This is a genomic window from Chromobacterium sp. Ag138 (assembly GCF_055181315.1).
Map to the genome: position 1 here is coordinate 2005183 of NZ_JBUPWA010000001.1, position 18129 is coordinate 2023311.

The following is an 18129-nucleotide window of genomic DNA, read 5'->3' on the forward strand; positions in this document are numbered from 1 at the left end:
CATGGTGCAACAGGCCGCCCCGGTGGAAAGCGCCGCGCCGGCGCGGGTCGCCCAGGCGGCTCCGGCCAAGGTTGAAGCCCCGTCCGCTCCGCACGACGCCACCGTGGCCACCCCCTACCGGGACCAGGGCAGTCTGAAAGTCCAGCCGGTGGCGGATGACGCGGCCGCTGAAAACGGCAACACTTACGTGGTAAAACCGGGCGACAACCTGTTCCGGATTTCCCTGAACCACGGGCTGAAGTACAAGGACGTGGCGGCGTGGAACAACCTGCCCGACAACAGCATCAAGGTCGGCCAGGTGCTGCGCTTGACGCCCCCGGGCGGCGCGGCAAGCCCGGCGGCCGCCACGGCGGACAAGCCCGCCGCCGCGCCGGTGGTGGCGGCGAGCGAGACGGCGAAGAATGCCGGCGGCTCCAGCGTCAAGGCTTACCCGAAAGCGCTGAAGCTGCCGTACAGCAGCGAAGCGGTGAAGAATCTGCCGGCCCAGAGCGAGGGGCGCGCAGCCAACAACAACAACGCTCAAACATCCGCTCCCGCGGTTGTCCCGCCGCCGGCGAAGAAGCCGGAAGCCAGCGCGGTCGCGCAGGCCCCGGCGCCGGCCAAGGAAGCCAGCGCCCCCAGCGCCAAGCAGGAAGAAGACGCGGTGGCCTGGGCCTGGCCTACCGAAGGCAAGATGACCAAGGGATATTCGGACAGCAACAAGGGCATCGAGATTACTGGCCGGATGGGCCAGCCGGTGCTGGCGGCCGGCGACGGCAAAGTGGTGTACAGCGGCGCCGGACTGAGGGGTTACGGCAAGCTGATCATCATCAAACATAACAAGACCTTCCTGTCCGCATACGCGCACAACAGCCAGTTGCTGGTCAAGGAAGGACAGTCTGTCAAGAAAGGGCAGAAGATTGCCGAAATGGGCAATTCCGATGCCGACCAAGTCAAGCTGCATTTCGAGATCCGCCGCTTCGGCAAGCCGGTGGACCCGATGCAGTATCTTGAACACAAGTCCTGACCGGGCGTGGCCATCCACCCCCGCCGGGACAAGACAGCGACGGGGGTAGAGAGATGAGCAACGAAATAGACATTCTGGACGAGGACGACATTCTTGACGAAGACAATGGCGAGGAAAGCGCAGCCGAAGCCGAGGCCGAGGAAAGCGCCGAAAGCCCAGCGGTCTTCGAGGACGTGGTCGCCGACGTCACCCAGATCTATCTGAACGACATCGGCAACAACGCGCTCCTGACGCCTCAGGAAGAACTGGCGCTGGCCAGGCGGGTGGTGGCCGGCGAGTTCGAAGCCCGGCAGAAGATGATCGAGCACAATCTTCGGCTGGTGGTGAACATCGCCAAGCACTACATCAACCGCGGGCTGGCCCTGCTCGACCTGATCGAGGAGGGCAACATCGGCCTGATGCACGCGCTGGAGAAGTTCGATCCCGAACGCGGCTTCCGCTTCTCCACCTATGCCACCTGGTGGATACGCCAGAGCATAGAGCGGGCGATCATGAACCAGTCCCGCACCATCCGCCTGCCGGTGCACGTGATCAAGGAGCTGAACGTCTATCTGCGCGCCTCGCGCCATCTGGAGAGCCAGATCGGCCGCGAACCCAGCGTGGAGGAGATCGCCCACCTGGTCGGCAAGCCGGTGGAGGACGTGCGCAAGGTGCTGAACCTGAACGAGCGCATGGCCTCGCTGGACGCGCCGCTGGACATAGACCCGATGCTGTCGATCGGCGAGTCCATCCCCGACGAGCAGCACGAGGAGCCGGAGCTGCAGCTGCACAACAGCCAGCTGGAGATGTTCGTCCACGACTGGCTGAGCCAGCTGAACGAGAAGCAGCGGCTGGTGATCGAGCGCCGCTACGGACTCAACGGCTACGAAATCTGCACGCTGGAGGAGCTGGCCGCCTCGCTGAACCTGACCCGCGAACGCGTGCGCCAGATCCAGATCGAGGGCCTGGAGCAGCTGCGCCGCATCTTGCGCCGCAAAGGCATCTCCCGCGACTTCCTGCTCTGAAGTCCGCCAGACGCCGCCATCGGCCCGGCCTCCCGCCGGGCTTTGTCATTTCCAGCGCCGCGCCCGCCTCAGCCAGCGTTTTTCGCGCGCGACGTCGGCCGCGGTCCGTCGATAGCGCAGTTCGATGTATTCATCGACCAACGCTTTCAGACGGCTGAAATCGTCGCGCGGCAGCCCCCGCGCCGCCTTCAGCCGCTCCAGCGGCCCCTGCGCGCGCGGCGCCGCGATGCCCCTCTTCTCCAGCCGCCTGCGCAATGCTTCCCAGCCCGCGGGCAGCGGCTCCGCCGCCGGCCTCCCGCGCCACCACAAAACCAGCGGCATCATCGCCAGCGCCATCCCGGCCGCCAGCGCCCGCAGCACGCTGGCGGCATCGACCCGTTCGCCCAGCCCCAGCCATCGGAACAGCCCCTGCTGGCGATCCGCGTCATAGCCGACCACCCACTGCTGCCAGGCGAAGTTGGCCGCAAACCATTGCTGGCGGACGCGCCTCAGCCACTGGGGCGGCAGCGCCGCCGCCATGCCGCTCTCCGTCCTCAGCGCCGGCAGCGCCTGCTCAGCGCCCAGCGCCAGCCGCCCCGGCGATACCGCGGCCGTCGGATCCACCCGCTGCCACGCGCCGTCCAGCCAGACCTCCACCCAGGCGTGGGCGTCCGACGAGCGCAGCTGCCAGAAACGGCCGACCGGGTTGTATTCTCCCCCTTGATAGCCGACCACCACCCGGGCCGGAAGCCCCGCCGCCCGGGCCAAAAAGGCGAACGAGGACGCGTAGTGCTCGCAGAAGCCCTGGCGGCTGGCGAACAGGAAATGATCCACCGCCTGCTCGCCCAGCAGCGGTTGCTGCAGGGTGTAGCGGAAACCGCCGCGCTTCAGGAAGTCCAGCGCCGCGCGCAGGAATCCGCGGCCGTCGCCTCCCGCCGCAGCCAGCTGGACGGCCAGCTCCCGGCTTTGTGAATTCCCGGGCGGCAGGCGCAGGTAGAAGGCCCGCCGGGCCGGACTCAGCGCCGCCGGACTGCGCGCCCCCAGCCGGCTTTCCTGCGCATAGCCGAGCAGCTCGTCGCTGCGCGGGTCCTGGCGCAACAGTCCGCCGCCTTCCAGGCGGCTGCCCGGCCCCGCGCCGTTTGCCAGCTCCAGCGCCGGCAAACGGCCGCGGTCGGCGCGCAGCGTCAGGCGGTAGCGCAGAACGCGCCCCTCCGCCGGCCCGGCCCGCTCGCCGCGCTCCCCTCCCAGTCCTTGCCAGCGGCGGCCGTCGAAATCGTCCAGCAACGCCACCCGCCAATACAATTGGTCCTGCCGCGGCGCGGCGCCGTCGAACACCGCGGAAAACGCCGGCTCCCGATTGAGGATCAGCCGGCTGATGCTGCCCGGCTCCATATCGTCGCCCAGGCCGCTGGAAGCGGTTTGCGGCGGCGCGCCCAGGCTCCACAACGGCTGCGGCAGCCGCGGCATCGCCACGAACAGAACCAGCATCAGCGGCAGCGACAGCGCCAAGGCCTGCCAGGCATGCCGCCAGCTGCCGCGCGGCATCGCGCCGGCCAGCCTCGCGGCGGCCCAGGTCAGCAACAGCATGGCCAGCGCCAGCCAGACCGCCATCAACGGCGACTGGTCGAACAGCAGGGGCATCGCCGCCAGGAAAAAGCCCAAGGCCACCAGCACGCGCCAATCGCGCAGCGTGCGAGTCTCGAAGGCTTTGAAAGCGATCAGCATGGTCAGCAAGGCGACGCCGCCCTCCCGCCCCACCAGCGTGCCCAGGCTCGCCCACAGCGCCGCGGCCGCCATCGGCAGCGCCGGCAGCAGCAGCCAGCGCGGCGGCAACGCCGGCCGCCAGCCGCGCCACAGCAGGGCCAGCGCGCAGCCTGCCGGCAGCCAGAACGGCAGATGCCAGGCCAGCGGCGACACGATCCACAGCAGGGCCAGCAGCACCGGCCAGCGGTTCGGCTCCTGCTCGGCCGCCGCCGTCATCGCGCGCTCCCGAACAGCGCCAGCGCGCCCAGGGCCAGCTCGCGCTGGCGCGGCTGCGGCCCGATCTCGCCATCCGGCAGGCACAGCCGGTAGCGCTGGCGGTGGCGCTCGCACTGCTCCACTCGCCAGGCCAGGCGGGACAGCCTCCGCTCGGGATCGGACTCGCCGGCGTAATCGTCCCAGCCCAGCCGCTGCAGCCCGGGGCCGGCCTCGGCGGAAAACCGCTTGCTGGCCAGCAGATCCCGCCGCGCCATCACCTTCCAGGCGATCTGCCTCGGCGTATCGCCGTGGCGATAGGCGTCCAGATGGGAAAAATCCTCGTCTCCAATGCCATCTCCTCCACCCTTGCCGGCTTCCGCCTCCCGGCGTCCCCTGGCGGCGTCCGGCAGCGGGGCCGGATAGGCCAGCACCCGCGCGCGCAGCCTCAGCACCGCCCACGCCCGCACCAGCCCGAACGGCGCGTCGCTCTCCACCACGCAGGCCGGCAAAAACTGCCAGCCTCGCCTGGGCGCGGGCAGCGCCAACGTCATCCTGGCATCGGCCATGCCTTCCAGCTCGCACGCCTGGGGCTCGCCGCCCTCGGCGGCGACCCGCAAGCGCCTGGCGGCGGGCGTCCGATTTTCCAGCAGCAGGGAAAAACGCGCGGCCTCGCCGGCGAACACGGCCGGGCCGCCGTCGGCGCTCAGCCTCAGCCCCGCCAGCTGCCGGTAGGCCATCAGCACCGCCACCAGCAGCAGGCCGGCGATCCAGAACGCCAGCGCGTAAGCCAGGCTGACCTGGTAGTTGAGCGCGCCGAGCCAGACGGCCAGCGCCACCGCCATCAACAGCAGGCCGAAACGGGTGGGCAGCAGATAGATGCGGCGCTGCGACAACTCGCAGCGGTCTTCCTGCGGCAGGCGCGACCACCACCAGCGCCGCAGACGCTCACGGAATGGGAACATGGGCGAGCAACTTGTCCAGTTCCGCCTCGACCGGCGCGCCGGAAGCCGACTGCAAGCGATGGGCGGCCACCGGCGCGAAAATCGCCTTCACATCTTCCGGCAGCAAATGGTCCCGCCCCGCCAGCAGCGCCCAGCCGCGCGCGGCGGCCACCAACGCCTGTCCGGCGCGCGGGCTCAGCCCGGTGGCGAACGCCCCCGGCCTGCGCGTCGCTTCCAACAGCGCCAGCAGGTAATCGGCCAGCGCCGGCGACACCGTGACCGCGGCCGCCTTCTGCTGCAGCGCCAGCAGCTCGTCCGGCGCCATCGCCGCCCGGAAGCGCTCCAGCAGCGCGCGGCGATCCTCGCCCATCAAAAGCGCGCGCTCGGCCTCCCGCGGCGGATAGCCGAGCGAAATCCGCATCAGGAAGCGGTCCAGCTGGGACTCCGGCAAGGGAAAGGTGCCCATCTGCTCGCCGGGGTTCTGGGTGGCGATCACGAAGAACGGCGCCGGCAACGGGTGGGTGTGGCCGTCTATCGAGGCCTGGCGCTCCTCCATCGCCTCCAGCAGCGCCGACTGCACCTTGGGCGACGCGCGGTTGATCTCGTCGGCCAGCAGCACCTGGGTGAACACCGGCCCCTTGTGCAACTCGAAGCGGCCGCTGTCGCGCTGATAGATGCTGACGCCCAGGATGTCCGCCGGCAGCAGGTCGCTGGTGAACTGCACCCGCCGGTAATCCAGCCCCAGCACCGCGGCCAGGCCGTGCGCCAGCGTGGTCTTGCCCACGCCGGGCACGTCCTCGATCAGCAGATGCCCCCGCGCGATCAGGCAGGCGAAAGCCAGCCGGATCGCCTGCGGCTTGCCCAATATCAGCGTGTTCAGTTGCCGGTAGGCCTGGGAGAATGATTGCATTTGACCCCGCTTGCGCGCAGTATTTATCAAATTCACATATCGCAATCCCATTGTAAGCACGCGGGGAGCATTCGTGTTCACTTGGCTGAAAAACCGCCTGCAGCGGAATGGACTGACCGCCTACGTCACTCATCCCGACTGTCTGCAACACAATATGGGGGCGGGCCACCCGGAGTGCCCGGAGCGCTTGACCGCCATCCGCGACCAGCTGATGGCCTCGCAGATTTTCGACTCCCTTCAGGAAGTGGAAGCGCCCGAAGTCGGCTACGAGCAGCTGGCCCGAGTGCATCCGCCGCGCTACGTCGAATACCTGGAAGCCTGCGCGCCCAGCGTGGGCACCTTCCGCATGGACCCTGACACCGCGATGTCGCCCGGCACGCTGCAGGCGGCCCGCCGCGCGGCCGGCGCGGTGGTGAAGGCGGTGGAGCTGGTGGCCGAGGACAAGGCGCCCAATGCCTTCTGCGCGATCCGGCCGCCCGGCCATCACGCCGAAAGCGACAAGGCGATGGGTTTCTGCTTCTTCAACAACATCGCCGTCGGCGTCGCCCACGCGCTGGCCCACTACAAGTTCGAGCGGGTGGCGGTGGTGGATTTCGACGTCCACCACGGCAACGGCACCGAGGAAATCCTGCGAGACGATCCGCGCGTGCTGATGGTGTCCATCTTCCAGCACCCGTTCTATCCGTACAGCGGCGACGAGCCGATGGGGCCGAACATGCACAATGTGCCGCTGAAGGCAGGCAGCGGCGGACGCGAATTCCGCGAAGCGGTGGAAAATGTCTGGCTGCCGCTGCTGCACGAGTTCCAGCCCCAGATGCTGTTCATCTCGGCCGGCTTCGACGCCCACCGCGAGGACGACATGGGCTCGCTTGGATTGATCGAGTCCGACTACGAATGGGTGACCCGCCATCTGGTGGGAATCGCCGACCAATACTGCGCCGGCCGCATCGTGTCGGTGCTGGAGGGCGGCTACGACCTGTCGGCGCTGGGCCGCAGCGTCGCCGCCCATATACGCGTGCTGTCCGACGGCTGAACTTCCCCGCCGCGGCCCAGTCCCAACCGGGTTGCGCTGCGGAAGCGGCTGGCTCTGGGCCTACGCCGCGGGACAGCATTTCAAACATCGACATGACTGGAACAAAAAGCATGAGCCACTGGCTGCGCAACAATCGCGGATTCCTGATTTTCCTCCTGGTGTTTGGCCTGTTCCGCACCGCCGTCGCGGACTGGAACCCCATTCCGTCAGGCTCGATGCGTCCCACCGTCCTGGAAGGGGACATGGTGCTGGTCAACCGGCTGGCCTACGACCTGAAGCTGCCGCTGACCAACGTCATCCTGCATCGCACCGGCGAACCCCAGCGCGGCGACATCGTCACCTTCTCATCGCCCAAGGACGGCACGCGTCTGATCAAGCGCCTGGTGGGGCTGCCGGGCGACACGGTGGAAATGCGCGATGAACAGCTGATCATCAATGGCAGCGCCGCGCGCTACCAGCCGCTGGAGCGGCTGACCGAGACCGTGGCCGACAATGTGGCGCTGCCCGCGCTGCGCCTGCGGGAAAGCGGCGCGCTGCCGCCTCACCGCGTGCAATGGCTGGCCGGCGTCAATGCCCGCAGCAACTTCGGCCCCATCGCCATTCCGGCCGGACAGTACCTGATGCTGGGCGACAACCGGGACGACAGCGCCGACTCGCGCTACTTCGGCCTGGTGCCGCGCGAGCTGCTGATCGGCCGCGCCGTCGGCGTCATCGCCTCCGCCGACATCACCGCCAACTGGATGCCGCGCTGGAGCCGTTTCGCCAGCGGCTTTCATTGACAGAGCCCCCAGACAAACGAAAAGCCGTCCCTGGGGACGGCTTTTTTCATTCCCGACGCGCGGCTCAGCCGGCGTCGCCCTTATTGCCTATCTTGTCTTCCTTGCCCGTCATCAGCTTGATCAGGTTGGACTTGTGCCGGTGAACCACCACGATGGCGATGATGATGCAGGTGCCGAAATACACGCTTTGCGGCCCCAGGATGAAAAAGGCGTACACCGGCACCAGCACGCAGGCGATGATGGCCGACAGCGAAGAAATCTTCACCACGAAGGCCATGAACAGCCAGGTGGCCAGCGCGGCCAGCGCCAGCCAGGGATGGATGCCGAACAGGATGCCCACCGCGGTGGCCACGCCCTTGCCGCCCTTGAAGCCGAAGAACACCGGCCACATGTGGCCGAACAGCACGGCCAGCGCGCACAGGGCGATGCCTTGCTCGCCCAGGCCGTAGCGCGGCCCCAGCCAGGACGCCAGCGCCACCGCCACCCAGCCTTTGACGCCGTCGCCCAGCAGCGTCAGCGCGGCGGCGAGCTTCTTGCCGGTGCGCAGCACATTGGTGGCGCCGGGATTGCCGGAGCCGTAGCTGCGCGGATCGGCCATGCCCATCGCCTTGCTGACGATCACGGCGAAAGACAGCGATCCGATCAAATAGGCCGCCAGAACAAAAGCGAATGCGGTCGTGGTCATGGTGGAGCGGTATCCGTTGCATTAGAATAGAGAGCTTCGGATTTTACGGTATCGGGCGCGAAAGCCCAACCACCTGACTGACAGATGGACATCATATTCCTGCGCGAAGTGCGCGCCGACACCGTGATCGGCGTGTACGACTGGGAGCGCACAGCCGCCCAGACCATTGAAATCGACCTGGAAATCGGCATTCCCAGCGACACGCCCTGCCACAGCGACGACATCGGCGACACCATACACTACGGCGTAGTGGTGGAGCGGCTGCGCCAGTCGCTGGAAGAGCAACACTTCCTGCTGCTTGAAGCGCTGGCCGAGCATATCGCGAAGATGGTGCGCGAGGAGTTCGGCGCGCCGTGGGTCAGAGTGGCGGTCACCAAGCTGGGGATACTGCCCGGCGTGAAGCGCGTGGGCGTGCAGATCGAGCGCGGCCATCGGCCAAGCTGAGCCCTGTGTCTAATCGGTATTGAATTTCAGCCTCAGGCCGACGTCTTTGTGATGCATGCGCACCGACAGGTGGGTGCGCTTGCCCATATCCAGCGCCGGCGTCAACTTGAGGCTCTGGCTGCCGGGCTCGTGCTCCAGCCTCAAGGGGCCCAGTTGCAAACCCTGCTCGGCCAGTTCCGGCCGCTTCACCTCCGGGTCGCGCGGCGACGCGCACATCATCGCCTGCGGCAAACACCCCGCCAGGGCGGACTCTCCGCCCAATCCGATGACGAGCAGCAGCAGCATCCGGCGGCCCATGTCCAGACTCCAAGTATGGATACTTTAATCATGGACAAAGAGACGCCGACTTCAAGCATCTCTTTGAACAGCTGCCAGCGATGCCGCGCCGATCTCCCCAAACCGTCGGCCCGCGCGCGGCCGGCTCAGCGGTTGCGCATGAAATCCGCGGTGTTGTAGAACGCCTCCAGCAGCTTGTCCTTCAGCCAATCCTCCGCCACCAGCTCGCTCACCGCCTTGCGCATGCAGAACATCCACTGGTCGCGCGCGGCTTCGTCCACCGCGAACGGCATGTGGCGCATCCTCAGCCGCGGGTGGCCGAAGGCCTCCATATACAGCGAAGGGCCGCCCAGCCAGCCCGACAGAAACATGAACAGTTTCTGGCTTGAGCCGGCGAGATCGGCCGGATGCATGTCGCGCAGCGGCTTCACCGAAGGCTCGCTGTCCATGATGTCGTAGAACCGGTCGCACAGCCAGCGGACCACGCCCTCTCCGCCCAGCAGCTGATACGGCGTCATTTCCTGCACTTCGCTCATTCACGCTCCAAACGCCGGCGCAAAGGGCGCCGGCCAAAACCATTCATCGATCGCGCCAGGGCCTCACGACCCGCAAAACGCGAAATCCAGCTGCGGCGTCCTGCCGCTGATGATCTCCGCCAGCGCTTTGCCCGAGCCCGCGCCCTCGGTCCAACCCAAGGTGCCGTGGCCGGTGTTCAGGAACAGCCTGCCGATTCCGCTCTGCCCTATCAAGGGCACGTTGCCCGGCGTCGCCGGCCGCAACCCGCTCCAGAAGCGCGCGGCCTCCCAGTCGCAGGCCGCAGGAAACAGCGTCCTGGCCCGCCGCAGCAAGGCCTCGCAGCGCAGCGGATCGAGGCTGGACGAATAACCGGACAGTTCGGCGGTGCCGGCGATGCGCAGCTCGTCGCCCAAGCGGCTGAACACCAGTTTATGGGACTCGTCGGTCAGGCTGACCATGGGCGCGGCGATCAGGCTCTTCACCGGCGCCGTCGCCGAATAGCCCTTGGCCGGATAGACCGGCAGCCGCAGTCCCAGCGGCGCGGTCAGCAACGGCGAGTGGCTGCCCAGCGCCAGCACATAGGCGTCGGCCGCCACGCGCTGGTAGCCGCCGTCCGGTCCCGTCACCGATACCGCCGATACCGCGCCGTCCGCCGTTTCCAGCGCGTTGATCCGGGTATTGTAACGGAACTCCACCCCCAGGCCCGCTGCAACCTCGGCCAGCCCCCGGGTGAACAGATGCACGTCGCCGGACTCGTCGTCCGGGCACCAGCTGGCTCCCGCCAGCCGCGGCAAAGCAGGCTCCAGCGCCGGCTCCAGCGCCAGCGCCTGCATCGGGCTGAGCACGCGCTTGTCCACTCCCAGTGCCTGCAGCCGCTGAGCCGAGCGCCGGGCATGGCGCAGCTGGCAGGCGTCGTAATGCAGGCTCAGAATGCCGCGCGACAGCCGGCGGTAGGAAATGCCGGTTTCCTCGCGCAGCTGGCGCATCGCGTCCCGGCTGTACAGCCCCAGTGCCACCATCTGCCGCATATTGCGCTGATGGCGGCCAGGCAGGCACTCCGCCAGGAATCCGGCGATCCAGCGCCATTGCGACGGATCCATCCGCGGCCGGAACAGCAGCGGCGCGTCGTCGCGCCACAGCCAGCGCAGCACCTGCCATGGCGCGCCCGGGTTTGCCCAGGGTTCGGACTGGCTGACCGACAGCTGGCCGCCATTGGCGAAACTGGTCTCCCTCGCCGCGCCGCAGGCGCGCTCCAGCACCACCACTTCGTGTCCCATCCTGGCCAGGAACCAGGCGGTGGACACGCCCACCACGCCGGCTCCGAGAACCGCCACTCGCATACCGCCTCCCCGCTCAAAGACAACGGGCAAGACTCGCTTGCCCGTTAGAGACGAAATGGTAATGGCAATCGCGCGGCGCGGCGACTGTTTTGTCTGACAAATGCCTACTTTTTCGCGTGCTCGTACACGGTCTTGCCGCGCAAATGGAAGTAATCGGACGCGAAATAGAAATTTTCCGAGTGGCCGACGAACAGCAGCCCGTCCGGCTTCAGCAGCGGCGCGAAGCGCTTGAGCACGGCGAACTGGGTATCGCGGTCGAAATAGATCATCACGTTGCGGCAGAAGATCGCGTCGTACTGCTTGCGCACGCTCCAATTGCTTTCGACCAGGTTCAGGCGCTGGAAGGTGATCATATTGCGCAGCGCCTGCTTGGCCTGGTAGCTGCCGTCGGGCTGCTTGTCGAAATACTTGACCGCATGGCCGGCCGGCAGGCGGGCGATCTTGTCCGCCGGATAAATGCCCTTGCGCCCGGTCTCCAGCACGCTGGTGTCCAGATCGGTGGCGAGCACGGAAATATTGGGCCGCGACGCGCCCGGAAAGGCCTCAAGCGCCGTAATCGCCAGCGAGTACGGCTCTTCGCCGGTGGAGGCCGCCGCGCACCAGATCGCCAGCTCGCCGCTGGCCGCCGCCTTCTTCTTCAAATGCTCCGACAGAATCGGAAAATGGTGCTCCTCGCGGAAGAAGAAGGTCAGATTGGTGGTCAGCGCGTTGACGAACTGCTCAAATTCTCGCTTGCCGCCAATCGATTCCAGGAAATCGACATAGGCGGCGAAACCGGGCAGCTTGAGCTCGCGGATGCGCCGCACCAGCCGGCCGTACACCATGTCCTTCTTGGACGGATTCAGGGAAATCCCCGCCTCCTTGTAGATCAACTTGCGGATGCGCTCGAAGTCGGCATCCGTGAAAGAGAATTCACGATTGAATTCGATCTTGGGCAATACCACCGGCGGCAGCTTGTTCATGTCCTGGATTCCACAGCGAAAAGGCCCGGGGCAAGGGCCCGGGCCTGGTTCTTACCTGCGTTCAGTATCACACCGAGAACGAAGAACCACAACCGCAAGTGGTGGTGGCGTTCGGATTGCGGATCACGAACTGCGAGCCTTCCAGGCTTTCCTGGTAGTCGATCTCGGCGCCGACCAGGTACTGGTAGCTCATCGGATCCACCAGGAAGGTCACACCCTGCCGCTCAATCGCGGTATCGTCCTCGTTGGCGATTTCATCGAACGTGAAACCGTACTGGAAGCCGGAACAGCCGCCGCCGGTAACGAACACGCGCAGCTTCAGGTCGGGATTGCCCTCTTCAGCGATCAGATCCTGCACCTTGGCGCAGGCGCTTTCGGTGAAGTTGATCGGGCACGGCATTTCGGTAGCAGCTTCTGTCATGTGTAACCTCGCAATTCAATCGGGCCGGTCGCGGCCATTCACCCACTATTTTAGTCGGATATCGGGGCGAATGGCGAGCGTTCAAGCCCCAGCCCTGCGATCACGGCAACAGCGGCACCACATCCAGACCGTCGGTCTCCGGCAGGCCGAACATCAGATTCATGTTCTGCACCGCCTGGCCTGCCGCGCCCTTGACCAGGTTGTCTATCACCGACAGCACCACCACCGTGTCGCCGCCCTGCGGCCTGTGCGCCGCGATGCGGCACAGATTGGCGCCGCGCACCGAGCGCGTTTCGGGATGGCTGCCCGCCGGCAGCACATCGACGAAAGCCTCCCCGGCATAGCGGCTCTCGAACAGCTGCTGCAGATCGACATCCTTGGAAAGCCGGGCATACAGCGTGGCGTGGATGCCGCGTATCATCGGCGTCAGGTGCGGAACGAAAGTCAGCCCCACCGGCTTGCCGCTGGCCCGCGCCAAACCCTGGCGGATTTCCGGCAAGTGGCGGTGGCCGGCCACGCCGTAAGCCTTGAACGAGTCGCCGGCCTCGGCCAGCAGCGCGCCGATCTCGCCCTTGCGGCCGGCGCCGGACACGCCGGACTTGCAATCGGCGATCAGGCTGGCGGCGTCGATCGCGCCTGCTTCGATCAATGGCAGGAAGCCCAGTTGCACGGCGGTCGGATAGCAACCCGGATTGGCCACCAGCCGGGCGCTGCGAATGGCCTCGCGGTTCACCTCGGGCAGGCCGTAGACGGCGTCGGCCACCAGTTGCGGAGCGGCGTGCGGCATGCCGTACCACTTCTCCCACTCGAACACGTCCTTGATGCGGAAGTCTGCCGCCAGGTCCACCACCCGCACACCGGCATCCAGCAGCGCGGCAGCCTCCTGCATCGCGATGCCGTTGGGCGTGGCGAAGAACACCACGTCGCAATCCTGCAGCCTGGCTTCGTCGGGCGTGCTGAACGCCAGATCGATGCGGCCGCGCAAGCTGGGAAACATCTCGTCGACGCGGATGCCGGCATCCTTGCGCGAAGTCACCGCCGTCACGCGCGCCTGCGGATGCTTGGCCAGCAAACGCAACAACTCGACTCCGGTGTAACCGGTGCCCCCGACGATCCCAACCTTGATCATGTGGACTGCCCTTTATATAAAAAAATGTCGCAAAAGCGACAGTTTAGGCAGTAGACGCTGTGGCGGCAAGTGCACAGCAAAAGAAAAACCGCCGGGCCGAAGCCGGGCGGTTTTTCCGAGCAGGAATCCGCGATTAACGCTTGGAGAACTGCTTGGCGCGGCGAGCTTTGCGCAGGCCGACCTTCTTACGTTCAACTTCGCGAGCGTCGCGAGTCACGTAGCCAGCGGCCGACAGAGCGGACTTCAGAGCAGCGTCGAAGTCGATCAGAGCGCGGGTGATGCCGTGGCGGATCGCGCCGGCTTGGCCAGTTTCGCCGCCGCCGACAACGTTTACCTTGATGTCGAAGGATTCGACGTTTTCGGTCAGAACCAGCGGCTGGCGGATAACCATGCGACCGGTTTCACGGGCGAAATACTCGTCAACAGGCTTGCCGTTAACGATGATTTGGCCGGAACCCTTCTGCATGAACACGCGAGCAACGGAGCTCTTGCGACGGCCAGTGCCGTAGTAGTATTTACCGTTCATTGTTAAGCCTTAAAATCAGATTTCCAGCACTTTGGGCTGTTGGGCGACGTGCGGGTGCTCAGCGCCGGCGTATACCTTGAGCTTCTTGATCATGGCGTAGCCCAGCGGACCCTTCGGCAGCATGCCTTTCACGGCCTTTTCCAGAACGCGCTCCGGGAACTGGTTTTGCAGTTCGGTGAAGGTGCGTTCGTAGATGCCGCCCGGGTAACCGGAGTGACGGTAGTACTTCTTGTCTTGTGCCTTGGTACCGGTCACGCGCAGCTTGTCGACGTTCACTACGACGATGAAATCGCCAGTGTCAACGTGCGGGGTGAATTCCGGCTTGTGTTTGCCACGCAGACGGCGGGCGATTTCGGCAGCCAGGCGACCCAGCACCTTATCGGCGGCGTCGACCACGTACCATTCGCGCTTTACCTCATGCGCCTTGGCAGAAAAGGTCTTCATGGAACTCTTCCATCGTAATTCTTGAAAGTTACGGATTCTAGTGCAGTGGCCGGGTAGCTGTCAAACCCTTGTGACACAACAGATTTCCAGCGGGTGGGAAACGGTGGAATCCGGGCGGGAAACGGCGGCAAAAAAAAAGCGCAACGCTCAAGCGTGTTGCGCCAAGTTCCACCTAAAGAAGGAGGATGGAGGAGACAACACCAGGAACGCCACAGTGCGCAACGCCCTGATGCAATACCGATTATCGGTATCCCATCTGGATTAGGCAAGCATTTTTTGTGCACTGCACGATAAACCGTGTGCGCGCATGCCACACCCCTCCCCCAGATGCCAAAACGGACGCCGGCCGGCGTCCGTTTATTCATGGCTATCAGCGGCTTACAGCTTGATCGCGGCGTCCAGCGCCACTTCCATCATGTCGCGGAACGAGGTCTGGCGCTCTTCGGCGCTGGTGGCCTCGCCGGTCGGGATAATGTCGGACACGGTCAGGATGCCGACCGCGCGCGCGCCATACTGGGCGGCCACGCTGTAGATGCCTGCCAGCTCCATCTCGATCACATTGACCTGCATCTTGGAGAGCACGTCCAACATGTTCGGCTGCACGCCGTAGAACAGGTCGGCGGAGAACACGTTGCCGACGGTGATGCGCTTGCCCTGCTCGGCGGCGGTGTCCACCACGGTGCGCAGCAGCGTGTAATCGGCGATGGCGGCGTAGTCGTGGTCGTTGAAGCGCATGCGGTTCACCTTGCTGTCGGTGGACGCGCCCATGGCGACGAACAGCTCGCGCAGCTTGATGTCAGGCGTCACCGCGCCGCAGGAGCCGATGCGGATGATGTTCTTGACGCCGTAGTCCTTGACCAGCTCGGTGGTGTAGATGCTGGCGGACGGAATGCCCATGCCGTGGGCCATCACCGACAGGCGCTTGCCCTTGTAGCTGCCGGTGTAGCCGAGCACGTTGCGGACGTTGGTGACCAGCTCCGCGCCTTCCAGGAAGGTCTCGGCGATCAGCTGGGCGCGCAGCGGGTCGCCCGGCATCAGTACGGTTTCGGCGAAGGCGCCGTCTTTGGCGTTGATATGCGGGGTTGCCATTCAAGGTCTCCTCTAAATGATTCTGTTCCCGCCCCGCTTGCGCGGACCGGGAAAAACGGCCCCGGGCCGCGCGCGGCGGCCCGGGGCGGCGGCGTCAGTCCAGGAAGGACGTGCCGTAGTCCATTGCGGGCAGTCCCAGGTGGGCGGCCACGCTCTGGCCGATGTCGGCGAAAGTGGCGCGCTCGCCTATCGGCCCCGCCTTGACCTTCTTGCCGTAGCACAGCACCGGGATGTGCTCGCGGGTGTGGTCGCTGCCGGGCCAGGTTGGGTCGCAGCCGTGGTCGGCCGACAGGATCAGGATATCGTCGTCGCCGAGCGCGGCCATCACCTCGGGCAGGCGCGCGTCGAACTCCTCCAGCGCCGCGGCGTAGCCGGCGGTGTTGCGGCGATGGCCGTAACTGGAATCGAAATCGACGAAGTTGGCCATGATGATGGCCGGCTTGTCCTGATGCTGGTCCATCGCCGTCAGGGTGGCGTCCCACAATTGGTCAAAGCCGGTGGCCTTGTGCTTGTGGGTGATGCCGACGTGGGCGTAGATGTCGGCGATCTTGCCGATCGACACCACGTCGCCGCCGGCGTCGGCCAGCTTCTTCAGCACCGTGGCCGCCGGCGGCTCCACCGCCAGGTCCTTGCGGTTGCCGGTGCGGGCGAACCTGCCCTTGCCTTCGCCGACGAAGGGCCGGGCGATCACGCGGCCGATGTTGTACGGCTCCAGCAGCTCGCGGGTGATCCTGCACAGCTCGTACAGCCGCTCGAGGCCGTAGGTCTCTTCGTGGCAGGCGATCTGGAACACCGAGTCGGCCGAGGTGTAGAAGATCGGCTTGCCGCTCTTCATGTGCTCCTCGCCCAGGCGGTCCAGAATCTCGGTGCCGGAAGCATGGCAGTTGCCCAGATAGCCCGGCAGGCCGGCCTTCTCGACGATGGCGTCCAGCAGTTGCTGCGGGAAGCTGTTGTCGTGGTCTGAGAAATAGCCCCAGTCGAACAGCACCGGCACCCCGGCGATCTCCCAGTGGCCAGACGGGGTGTCCTTGCCGCTGGAGATTTCGCGGGCGTAGCCGTAGGCGGCCAACGGATCGGCCGGGTCCATGCCTTCCGGAAAATAGCCGGACGACAGCCGGCAAGCGTGGCCCAGGCCCATCTTGGACAGATTGGGCAGCTTCAGCGGGCCGCTGCGGCCGACGTTGGCGCGGCCGGCGGCCGCCTCCATCGCGATGTGGCCCAGCGTGTTGCTGCCGGCGTCGCCGAACTGCGGCGCGTCGGCGGCCGCGCCGATGCCCAGCGAGTCCAAGATCAAGATGATTGCGCGTTTCATGATGCCTCCCCGGCCTTATTCGCCGCGGATGATCTGGTAAACCAGCGGCAGCTCGGACGGCGCGGCTTCGTCAACGCGGATGGCGGCCCTGACGCGGCGCGCCGCGTCTTCGAAGCTCGCCTCGTCGGCGGCGTGGATCATCATCAGCGGTGTGTCTTTGCCGATATTCTGGCCCAGTTCGACGAACTGCGACAGTCCTACGCGGAAATCCAGCACGTCGGTGGCCAGACGGCGTCCGCCGCCCAGCGCGCATACCGCCATGCCGATGCCGCGGGTGTCCATCGCGCCGACATAGCCGGCGCGGTCGGCGTACACCGGGCGCACGATCGGCGCCGGCGCCAGATGGCGGTCGTAGTGTTCCATGAAGTCGGCCGGACCGCCCAGCGCGGTCACCATGCGGCCGAAAATCTCGGCGGCGCGGCCGGAATCCAGCGCGGCCTGCAGCTTGGCGCGGGCGTCGGCCTCGTCGGCGGCCAGCTTGCCGCCGATCAGCATCTGCGCGCACAGCGCCATCGTCACTTCGTGCAGGCGCGGATTGCGCTCGTCGCCCTTCAGGTAGCGCACCGCCTCGCGGGTTTCGATGCTGTTGCCGGCGGTGGAGGCCAGCGGCTGGCTCATCTCGGTGATCAGCGCGGTGGTGGCCACCCCGGCGCCATTGCCCACCTTGACGATGCGCTCGGCCAGTTCGATGGACTTCTGCATGGTCGGCATGAAGGCGCCGCTGCCGGCCTTCACGTCCATCACCAGCACGTCCAGGCCGGCGGCCAGTTTCTTGGACAGGATGGAGGCGGTGATCAGCGCGATCGACTCCACGGTGGCGGTGACGTCGCGCGTGGCGTAGAAGCGGCGGTCGGCCGGGGCGAGGTCGGAGGTCTGGCCGATGATGGCCACGCCGACGTCCTTCACCACCTTGCGGAACAGCTCCGGCTCGGGGAACGGGTTATAGCCGGGCACCGCCGACAGCTTGTCCAGCGTGCCGCCGGTATGGCCCAGGCCGCGGCCGGAAATCATCGGCACGAAGCCGCCGCAGGCGGCGACCATCGGCCCGAGCATCAGCGACACCACGTCGCCGACGCCGCCGGTGGAGTGCTTGTCGACGATGGGGCCGGGCAGGTTCAGGTCTTTCCAGTGCATGCGGCGGCCGGAATCGCGCATCGCCAGCGCCAGGTGGACGTTTTCATCCAGCTCCATGCCATTGAAGTAGATGGCCATCGCCAAGGCGGCGATCTGGCTGTCGGCGACGCTGTTGTCGGTGATGCCGGCGACGAATTGCTGAATGTCCTGTTGCGACAGCGTCAGGTTGTCGCGTTTCTTGCGGATGATTTCCTGCGGCAAAAACATGGCATTCTCCTGCCTGAAACCCATCGCGCTGCA

General features: G+C 66.2%; 20 protein-coding genes. 5 read left to right on the forward strand and 15 right to left on the reverse strand.

The genetic code is table 11. The features are described 5' to 3' along the window. Position 1 precedes the first annotated feature (1 nt). Together ACY3GB_RS09160 and rpoS are read left to right on the forward strand one after the other, a co-directional pair. Positions 2-1006 carry a peptidoglycan DD-metalloendopeptidase family protein gene (locus ACY3GB_RS09160; RefSeq protein ID WP_463088455.1) on the forward strand — a complete coding sequence of 335 codons (1005 nt, stop codon included), beginning with the start codon at positions 2-4 and terminating at the stop codon, positions 1004-1006. A gap of 53 nt (positions 1007-1059) precedes the next feature. After that, positions 1060-2010: an RNA polymerase sigma factor RpoS gene (gene rpoS, locus ACY3GB_RS09165; RefSeq protein ID WP_463088456.1), complete on the forward strand. Its 951-nt coding sequence runs from the start codon at positions 1060-1062 to the stop codon at positions 2008-2010. A gap of 45 nt (positions 2011-2055) precedes the next feature. Here the strand turns inward: rpoS and ACY3GB_RS09170 are convergent, their stop codons facing one another. From ACY3GB_RS09170 to ACY3GB_RS09180, 3 genes are read right to left on the reverse strand one after another with little or no spacing between them, the layout of a single operon-like run. After that, entirely contained in the window at positions 2056-3969 is a 1914-nt protein-coding gene (locus ACY3GB_RS09170; RefSeq protein WP_463088457.1) for a transglutaminase TgpA family protein, read from the reverse strand. Then, a complete protein-coding gene (locus ACY3GB_RS09175; RefSeq protein ID WP_463088458.1) occupies positions 3966-4910 on the reverse strand; it encodes a DUF58 domain-containing protein in 945 nt (314 codons plus the stop codon). The genes ACY3GB_RS09170 and ACY3GB_RS09175 overlap by 4 nt, the downstream gene beginning before the upstream one ends. Next, the gene (locus tag ACY3GB_RS09180; protein WP_463088459.1) at positions 4894-5799 is read right to left on the reverse strand and encodes an AAA family ATPase; all 906 of its coding nucleotides are present in this window, start codon (positions 5797-5799) and stop codon (positions 4894-4896) included. The genes ACY3GB_RS09175 and ACY3GB_RS09180 overlap by 17 nt, the downstream gene beginning before the upstream one ends. A 73-nt stretch (positions 5800-5872) precedes the next feature. Here ACY3GB_RS09180 and ACY3GB_RS09185 point away from each other — a divergent pair, with 73 nt between their 5' ends. Beyond that, a complete protein-coding gene (locus tag ACY3GB_RS09185; RefSeq protein ID WP_070979595.1) occupies positions 5873-6832 on the forward strand; it encodes a histone deacetylase family protein in 960 nt (319 codons plus the stop codon). 110 nt (positions 6833-6942) lie between these two features. After that, on the forward strand, positions 6943-7611 hold the full coding sequence (gene lepB, locus ACY3GB_RS09190) for a signal peptidase I (protein WP_463088460.1): 669 nt from the start codon (positions 6943-6945) through the stop codon (positions 7609-7611). 64 nt (positions 7612-7675) lie between these two features. Here lepB and plsY read toward each other — a convergent pair whose 3' ends face one another. After that, the gene (plsY, locus tag ACY3GB_RS09195) at positions 7676-8296 is read right to left on the reverse strand and encodes a glycerol-3-phosphate 1-O-acyltransferase PlsY (RefSeq protein ID WP_463088461.1); all 621 of its coding nucleotides are present in this window, start codon (positions 8294-8296) and stop codon (positions 7676-7678) included. A gap of 84 nt (positions 8297-8380) precedes the next feature. On the opposite strand from plsY, the gene ACY3GB_RS09200 reads away from it, so the two are divergent. Beyond that, positions 8381-8740: a dihydroneopterin aldolase gene (locus ACY3GB_RS09200; RefSeq protein WP_021475188.1), complete on the forward strand. Its 360-nt coding sequence runs from the start codon at positions 8381-8383 to the stop codon at positions 8738-8740. 9 nt (positions 8741-8749) lie between these two features. Here ACY3GB_RS09200 and ACY3GB_RS09205 read toward each other — a convergent pair whose 3' ends face one another. From ACY3GB_RS09205 to deoA, 11 genes are all read right to left on the reverse strand, one after another. Then, complete coding sequence (locus ACY3GB_RS09205; protein WP_463088462.1) at positions 8750-9037, reverse strand: hypothetical protein; 288 nt, start codon at positions 9035-9037, stop codon at positions 8750-8752. Positions 9038-9162: 125 nt separating this feature from the next. Further along, positions 9163-9552 carry a group II truncated hemoglobin gene (locus tag ACY3GB_RS09210; protein WP_186009515.1) on the reverse strand — a complete coding sequence of 130 codons (390 nt, stop codon included), beginning with the start codon at positions 9550-9552 and terminating at the stop codon, positions 9163-9165. A gap of 63 nt (positions 9553-9615) precedes the next feature. Further along, the gene (locus tag ACY3GB_RS09215; RefSeq protein WP_463088463.1) at positions 9616-10872 is read right to left on the reverse strand and encodes a D-amino acid dehydrogenase; all 1257 of its coding nucleotides are present in this window, start codon (positions 10870-10872) and stop codon (positions 9616-9618) included. A gap of 104 nt (positions 10873-10976) precedes the next feature. Then, positions 10977-11834: a CheR family methyltransferase gene (locus ACY3GB_RS09220; protein WP_463088464.1), complete on the reverse strand. Its 858-nt coding sequence runs from the start codon at positions 11832-11834 to the stop codon at positions 10977-10979. Positions 11835-11901: 67 nt separating this feature from the next. After that, on the reverse strand, positions 11902-12234 hold the full coding sequence (gene erpA / locus ACY3GB_RS09225) for an iron-sulfur cluster insertion protein ErpA (RefSeq protein WP_369826569.1): 333 nt from the start codon (positions 12232-12234) through the stop codon (positions 11902-11904). A gap of 121 nt (positions 12235-12355) precedes the next feature. Continuing rightward, positions 12356-13384 carry an N-acetyl-gamma-glutamyl-phosphate reductase gene (argC, locus tag ACY3GB_RS09230; protein WP_463088465.1) on the reverse strand — a complete coding sequence of 343 codons (1029 nt, stop codon included), beginning with the start codon at positions 13382-13384 and terminating at the stop codon, positions 12356-12358. A gap of 133 nt (positions 13385-13517) precedes the next feature. Beyond that, the gene (rpsI, locus tag ACY3GB_RS09235; RefSeq protein ID WP_021475776.1) at positions 13518-13910 is read right to left on the reverse strand and encodes a 30S ribosomal protein S9; all 393 of its coding nucleotides are present in this window, start codon (positions 13908-13910) and stop codon (positions 13518-13520) included. A gap of 15 nt (positions 13911-13925) precedes the next feature. After that, positions 13926-14354 (reverse strand): 50S ribosomal protein L13, encoded by a 429-nt coding sequence (gene rplM / locus ACY3GB_RS09240; protein ID WP_021475775.1) that lies wholly within the window; start codon positions 14352-14354, stop codon positions 13926-13928. Positions 14355-14732: 378 nt separating this feature from the next. Beyond that, positions 14733-15443 carry a purine-nucleoside phosphorylase gene (gene deoD / locus ACY3GB_RS09245; RefSeq protein ID WP_463088466.1) on the reverse strand — a complete coding sequence of 237 codons (711 nt, stop codon included), beginning with the start codon at positions 15441-15443 and terminating at the stop codon, positions 14733-14735. 94 nt (positions 15444-15537) lie between these two features. Further along, complete coding sequence (locus ACY3GB_RS09250) at positions 15538-16755, reverse strand: phosphopentomutase (RefSeq protein WP_463088467.1); 1218 nt, start codon at positions 16753-16755, stop codon at positions 15538-15540. Between the two features lie 15 nt (positions 16756-16770). After that, complete coding sequence (gene deoA / locus ACY3GB_RS09255; protein ID WP_463088468.1) at positions 16771-18096, reverse strand: thymidine phosphorylase; 1326 nt, start codon at positions 18094-18096, stop codon at positions 16771-16773. Between the last annotated feature and the right edge of the window lie 33 nt (positions 18097-18129).

Coding starts and splice junctions, on each gene's coding strand:
- ACY3GB_RS09170 (WP_463088457.1), bottom strand. CDS start 3,969: ATGACGGCGGCGGCCGAGCAGGAGCCGAACCGCTGGCCGGTGCTGCTG.
- ACY3GB_RS09250 (WP_463088467.1), bottom strand. CDS start 16,755: ATGAAACGCGCAATCATCTTGATCTTGGACTCGCTGGGCATCGGCGCG.
- rplM (WP_021475775.1), bottom strand. CDS start 14,354: ATGAAGACCTTTTCTGCCAAGGCGCATGAGGTAAAGCGCGAATGGTAC.
- ACY3GB_RS09160 (WP_463088455.1), top strand. CDS start 2: ATGGTGCAACAGGCCGCCCCGGTGGAAAGCGCCGCGCCGGCGCGGGTC.
- argC (WP_463088465.1), bottom strand. CDS start 13,384: ATGATCAAGGTTGGGATCGTCGGGGGCACCGGTTACACCGGAGTCGAG.
- plsY (WP_463088461.1), bottom strand. CDS start 8,296: ATGACCACGACCGCATTCGCTTTTGTTCTGGCGGCCTATTTGATCGGA.
- ACY3GB_RS09205 (WP_463088462.1), bottom strand. CDS start 9,037: ATGGGCCGCCGGATGCTGCTGCTGCTCGTCATCGGATTGGGCGGAGAG.
- rpsI (WP_021475776.1), bottom strand. CDS start 13,910: ATGAACGGTAAATACTACTACGGCACTGGCCGTCGCAAGAGCTCCGTT.
- ACY3GB_RS09200 (WP_021475188.1), top strand. CDS start 8,381: ATGGACATCATATTCCTGCGCGAAGTGCGCGCCGACACCGTGATCGGC.
- ACY3GB_RS09220 (WP_463088464.1), bottom strand. CDS start 11,834: ATGAACAAGCTGCCGCCGGTGGTATTGCCCAAGATCGAATTCAATCGT.
- deoD (WP_463088466.1), bottom strand. CDS start 15,443: ATGGCAACCCCGCATATCAACGCCAAAGACGGCGCCTTCGCCGAAACC.
- ACY3GB_RS09175 (WP_463088458.1), bottom strand. CDS start 4,910: ATGTTCCCATTCCGTGAGCGTCTGCGGCGCTGGTGGTGGTCGCGCCTG.
- ACY3GB_RS09210 (WP_186009515.1), bottom strand. CDS start 9,552: ATGAGCGAAGTGCAGGAAATGACGCCGTATCAGCTGCTGGGCGGAGAG.
- ACY3GB_RS09180 (WP_463088459.1), bottom strand. CDS start 5,799: ATGCAATCATTCTCCCAGGCCTACCGGCAACTGAACACGCTGATATTG.
- deoA (WP_463088468.1), bottom strand. CDS start 18,096: ATGTTTTTGCCGCAGGAAATCATCCGCAAGAAACGCGACAACCTGACG.
- lepB (WP_463088460.1), top strand. CDS start 6,943: ATGAGCCACTGGCTGCGCAACAATCGCGGATTCCTGATTTTCCTCCTG.
- ACY3GB_RS09215 (WP_463088463.1), bottom strand. CDS start 10,872: ATGCGAGTGGCGGTTCTCGGAGCCGGCGTGGTGGGCGTGTCCACCGCC.
- erpA (WP_369826569.1), bottom strand. CDS start 12,234: ATGCCGTGCCCGATCAACTTCACCGAAAGCGCCTGCGCCAAGGTGCAG.
- rpoS (WP_463088456.1), top strand. CDS start 1,060: ATGAGCAACGAAATAGACATTCTGGACGAGGACGACATTCTTGACGAA.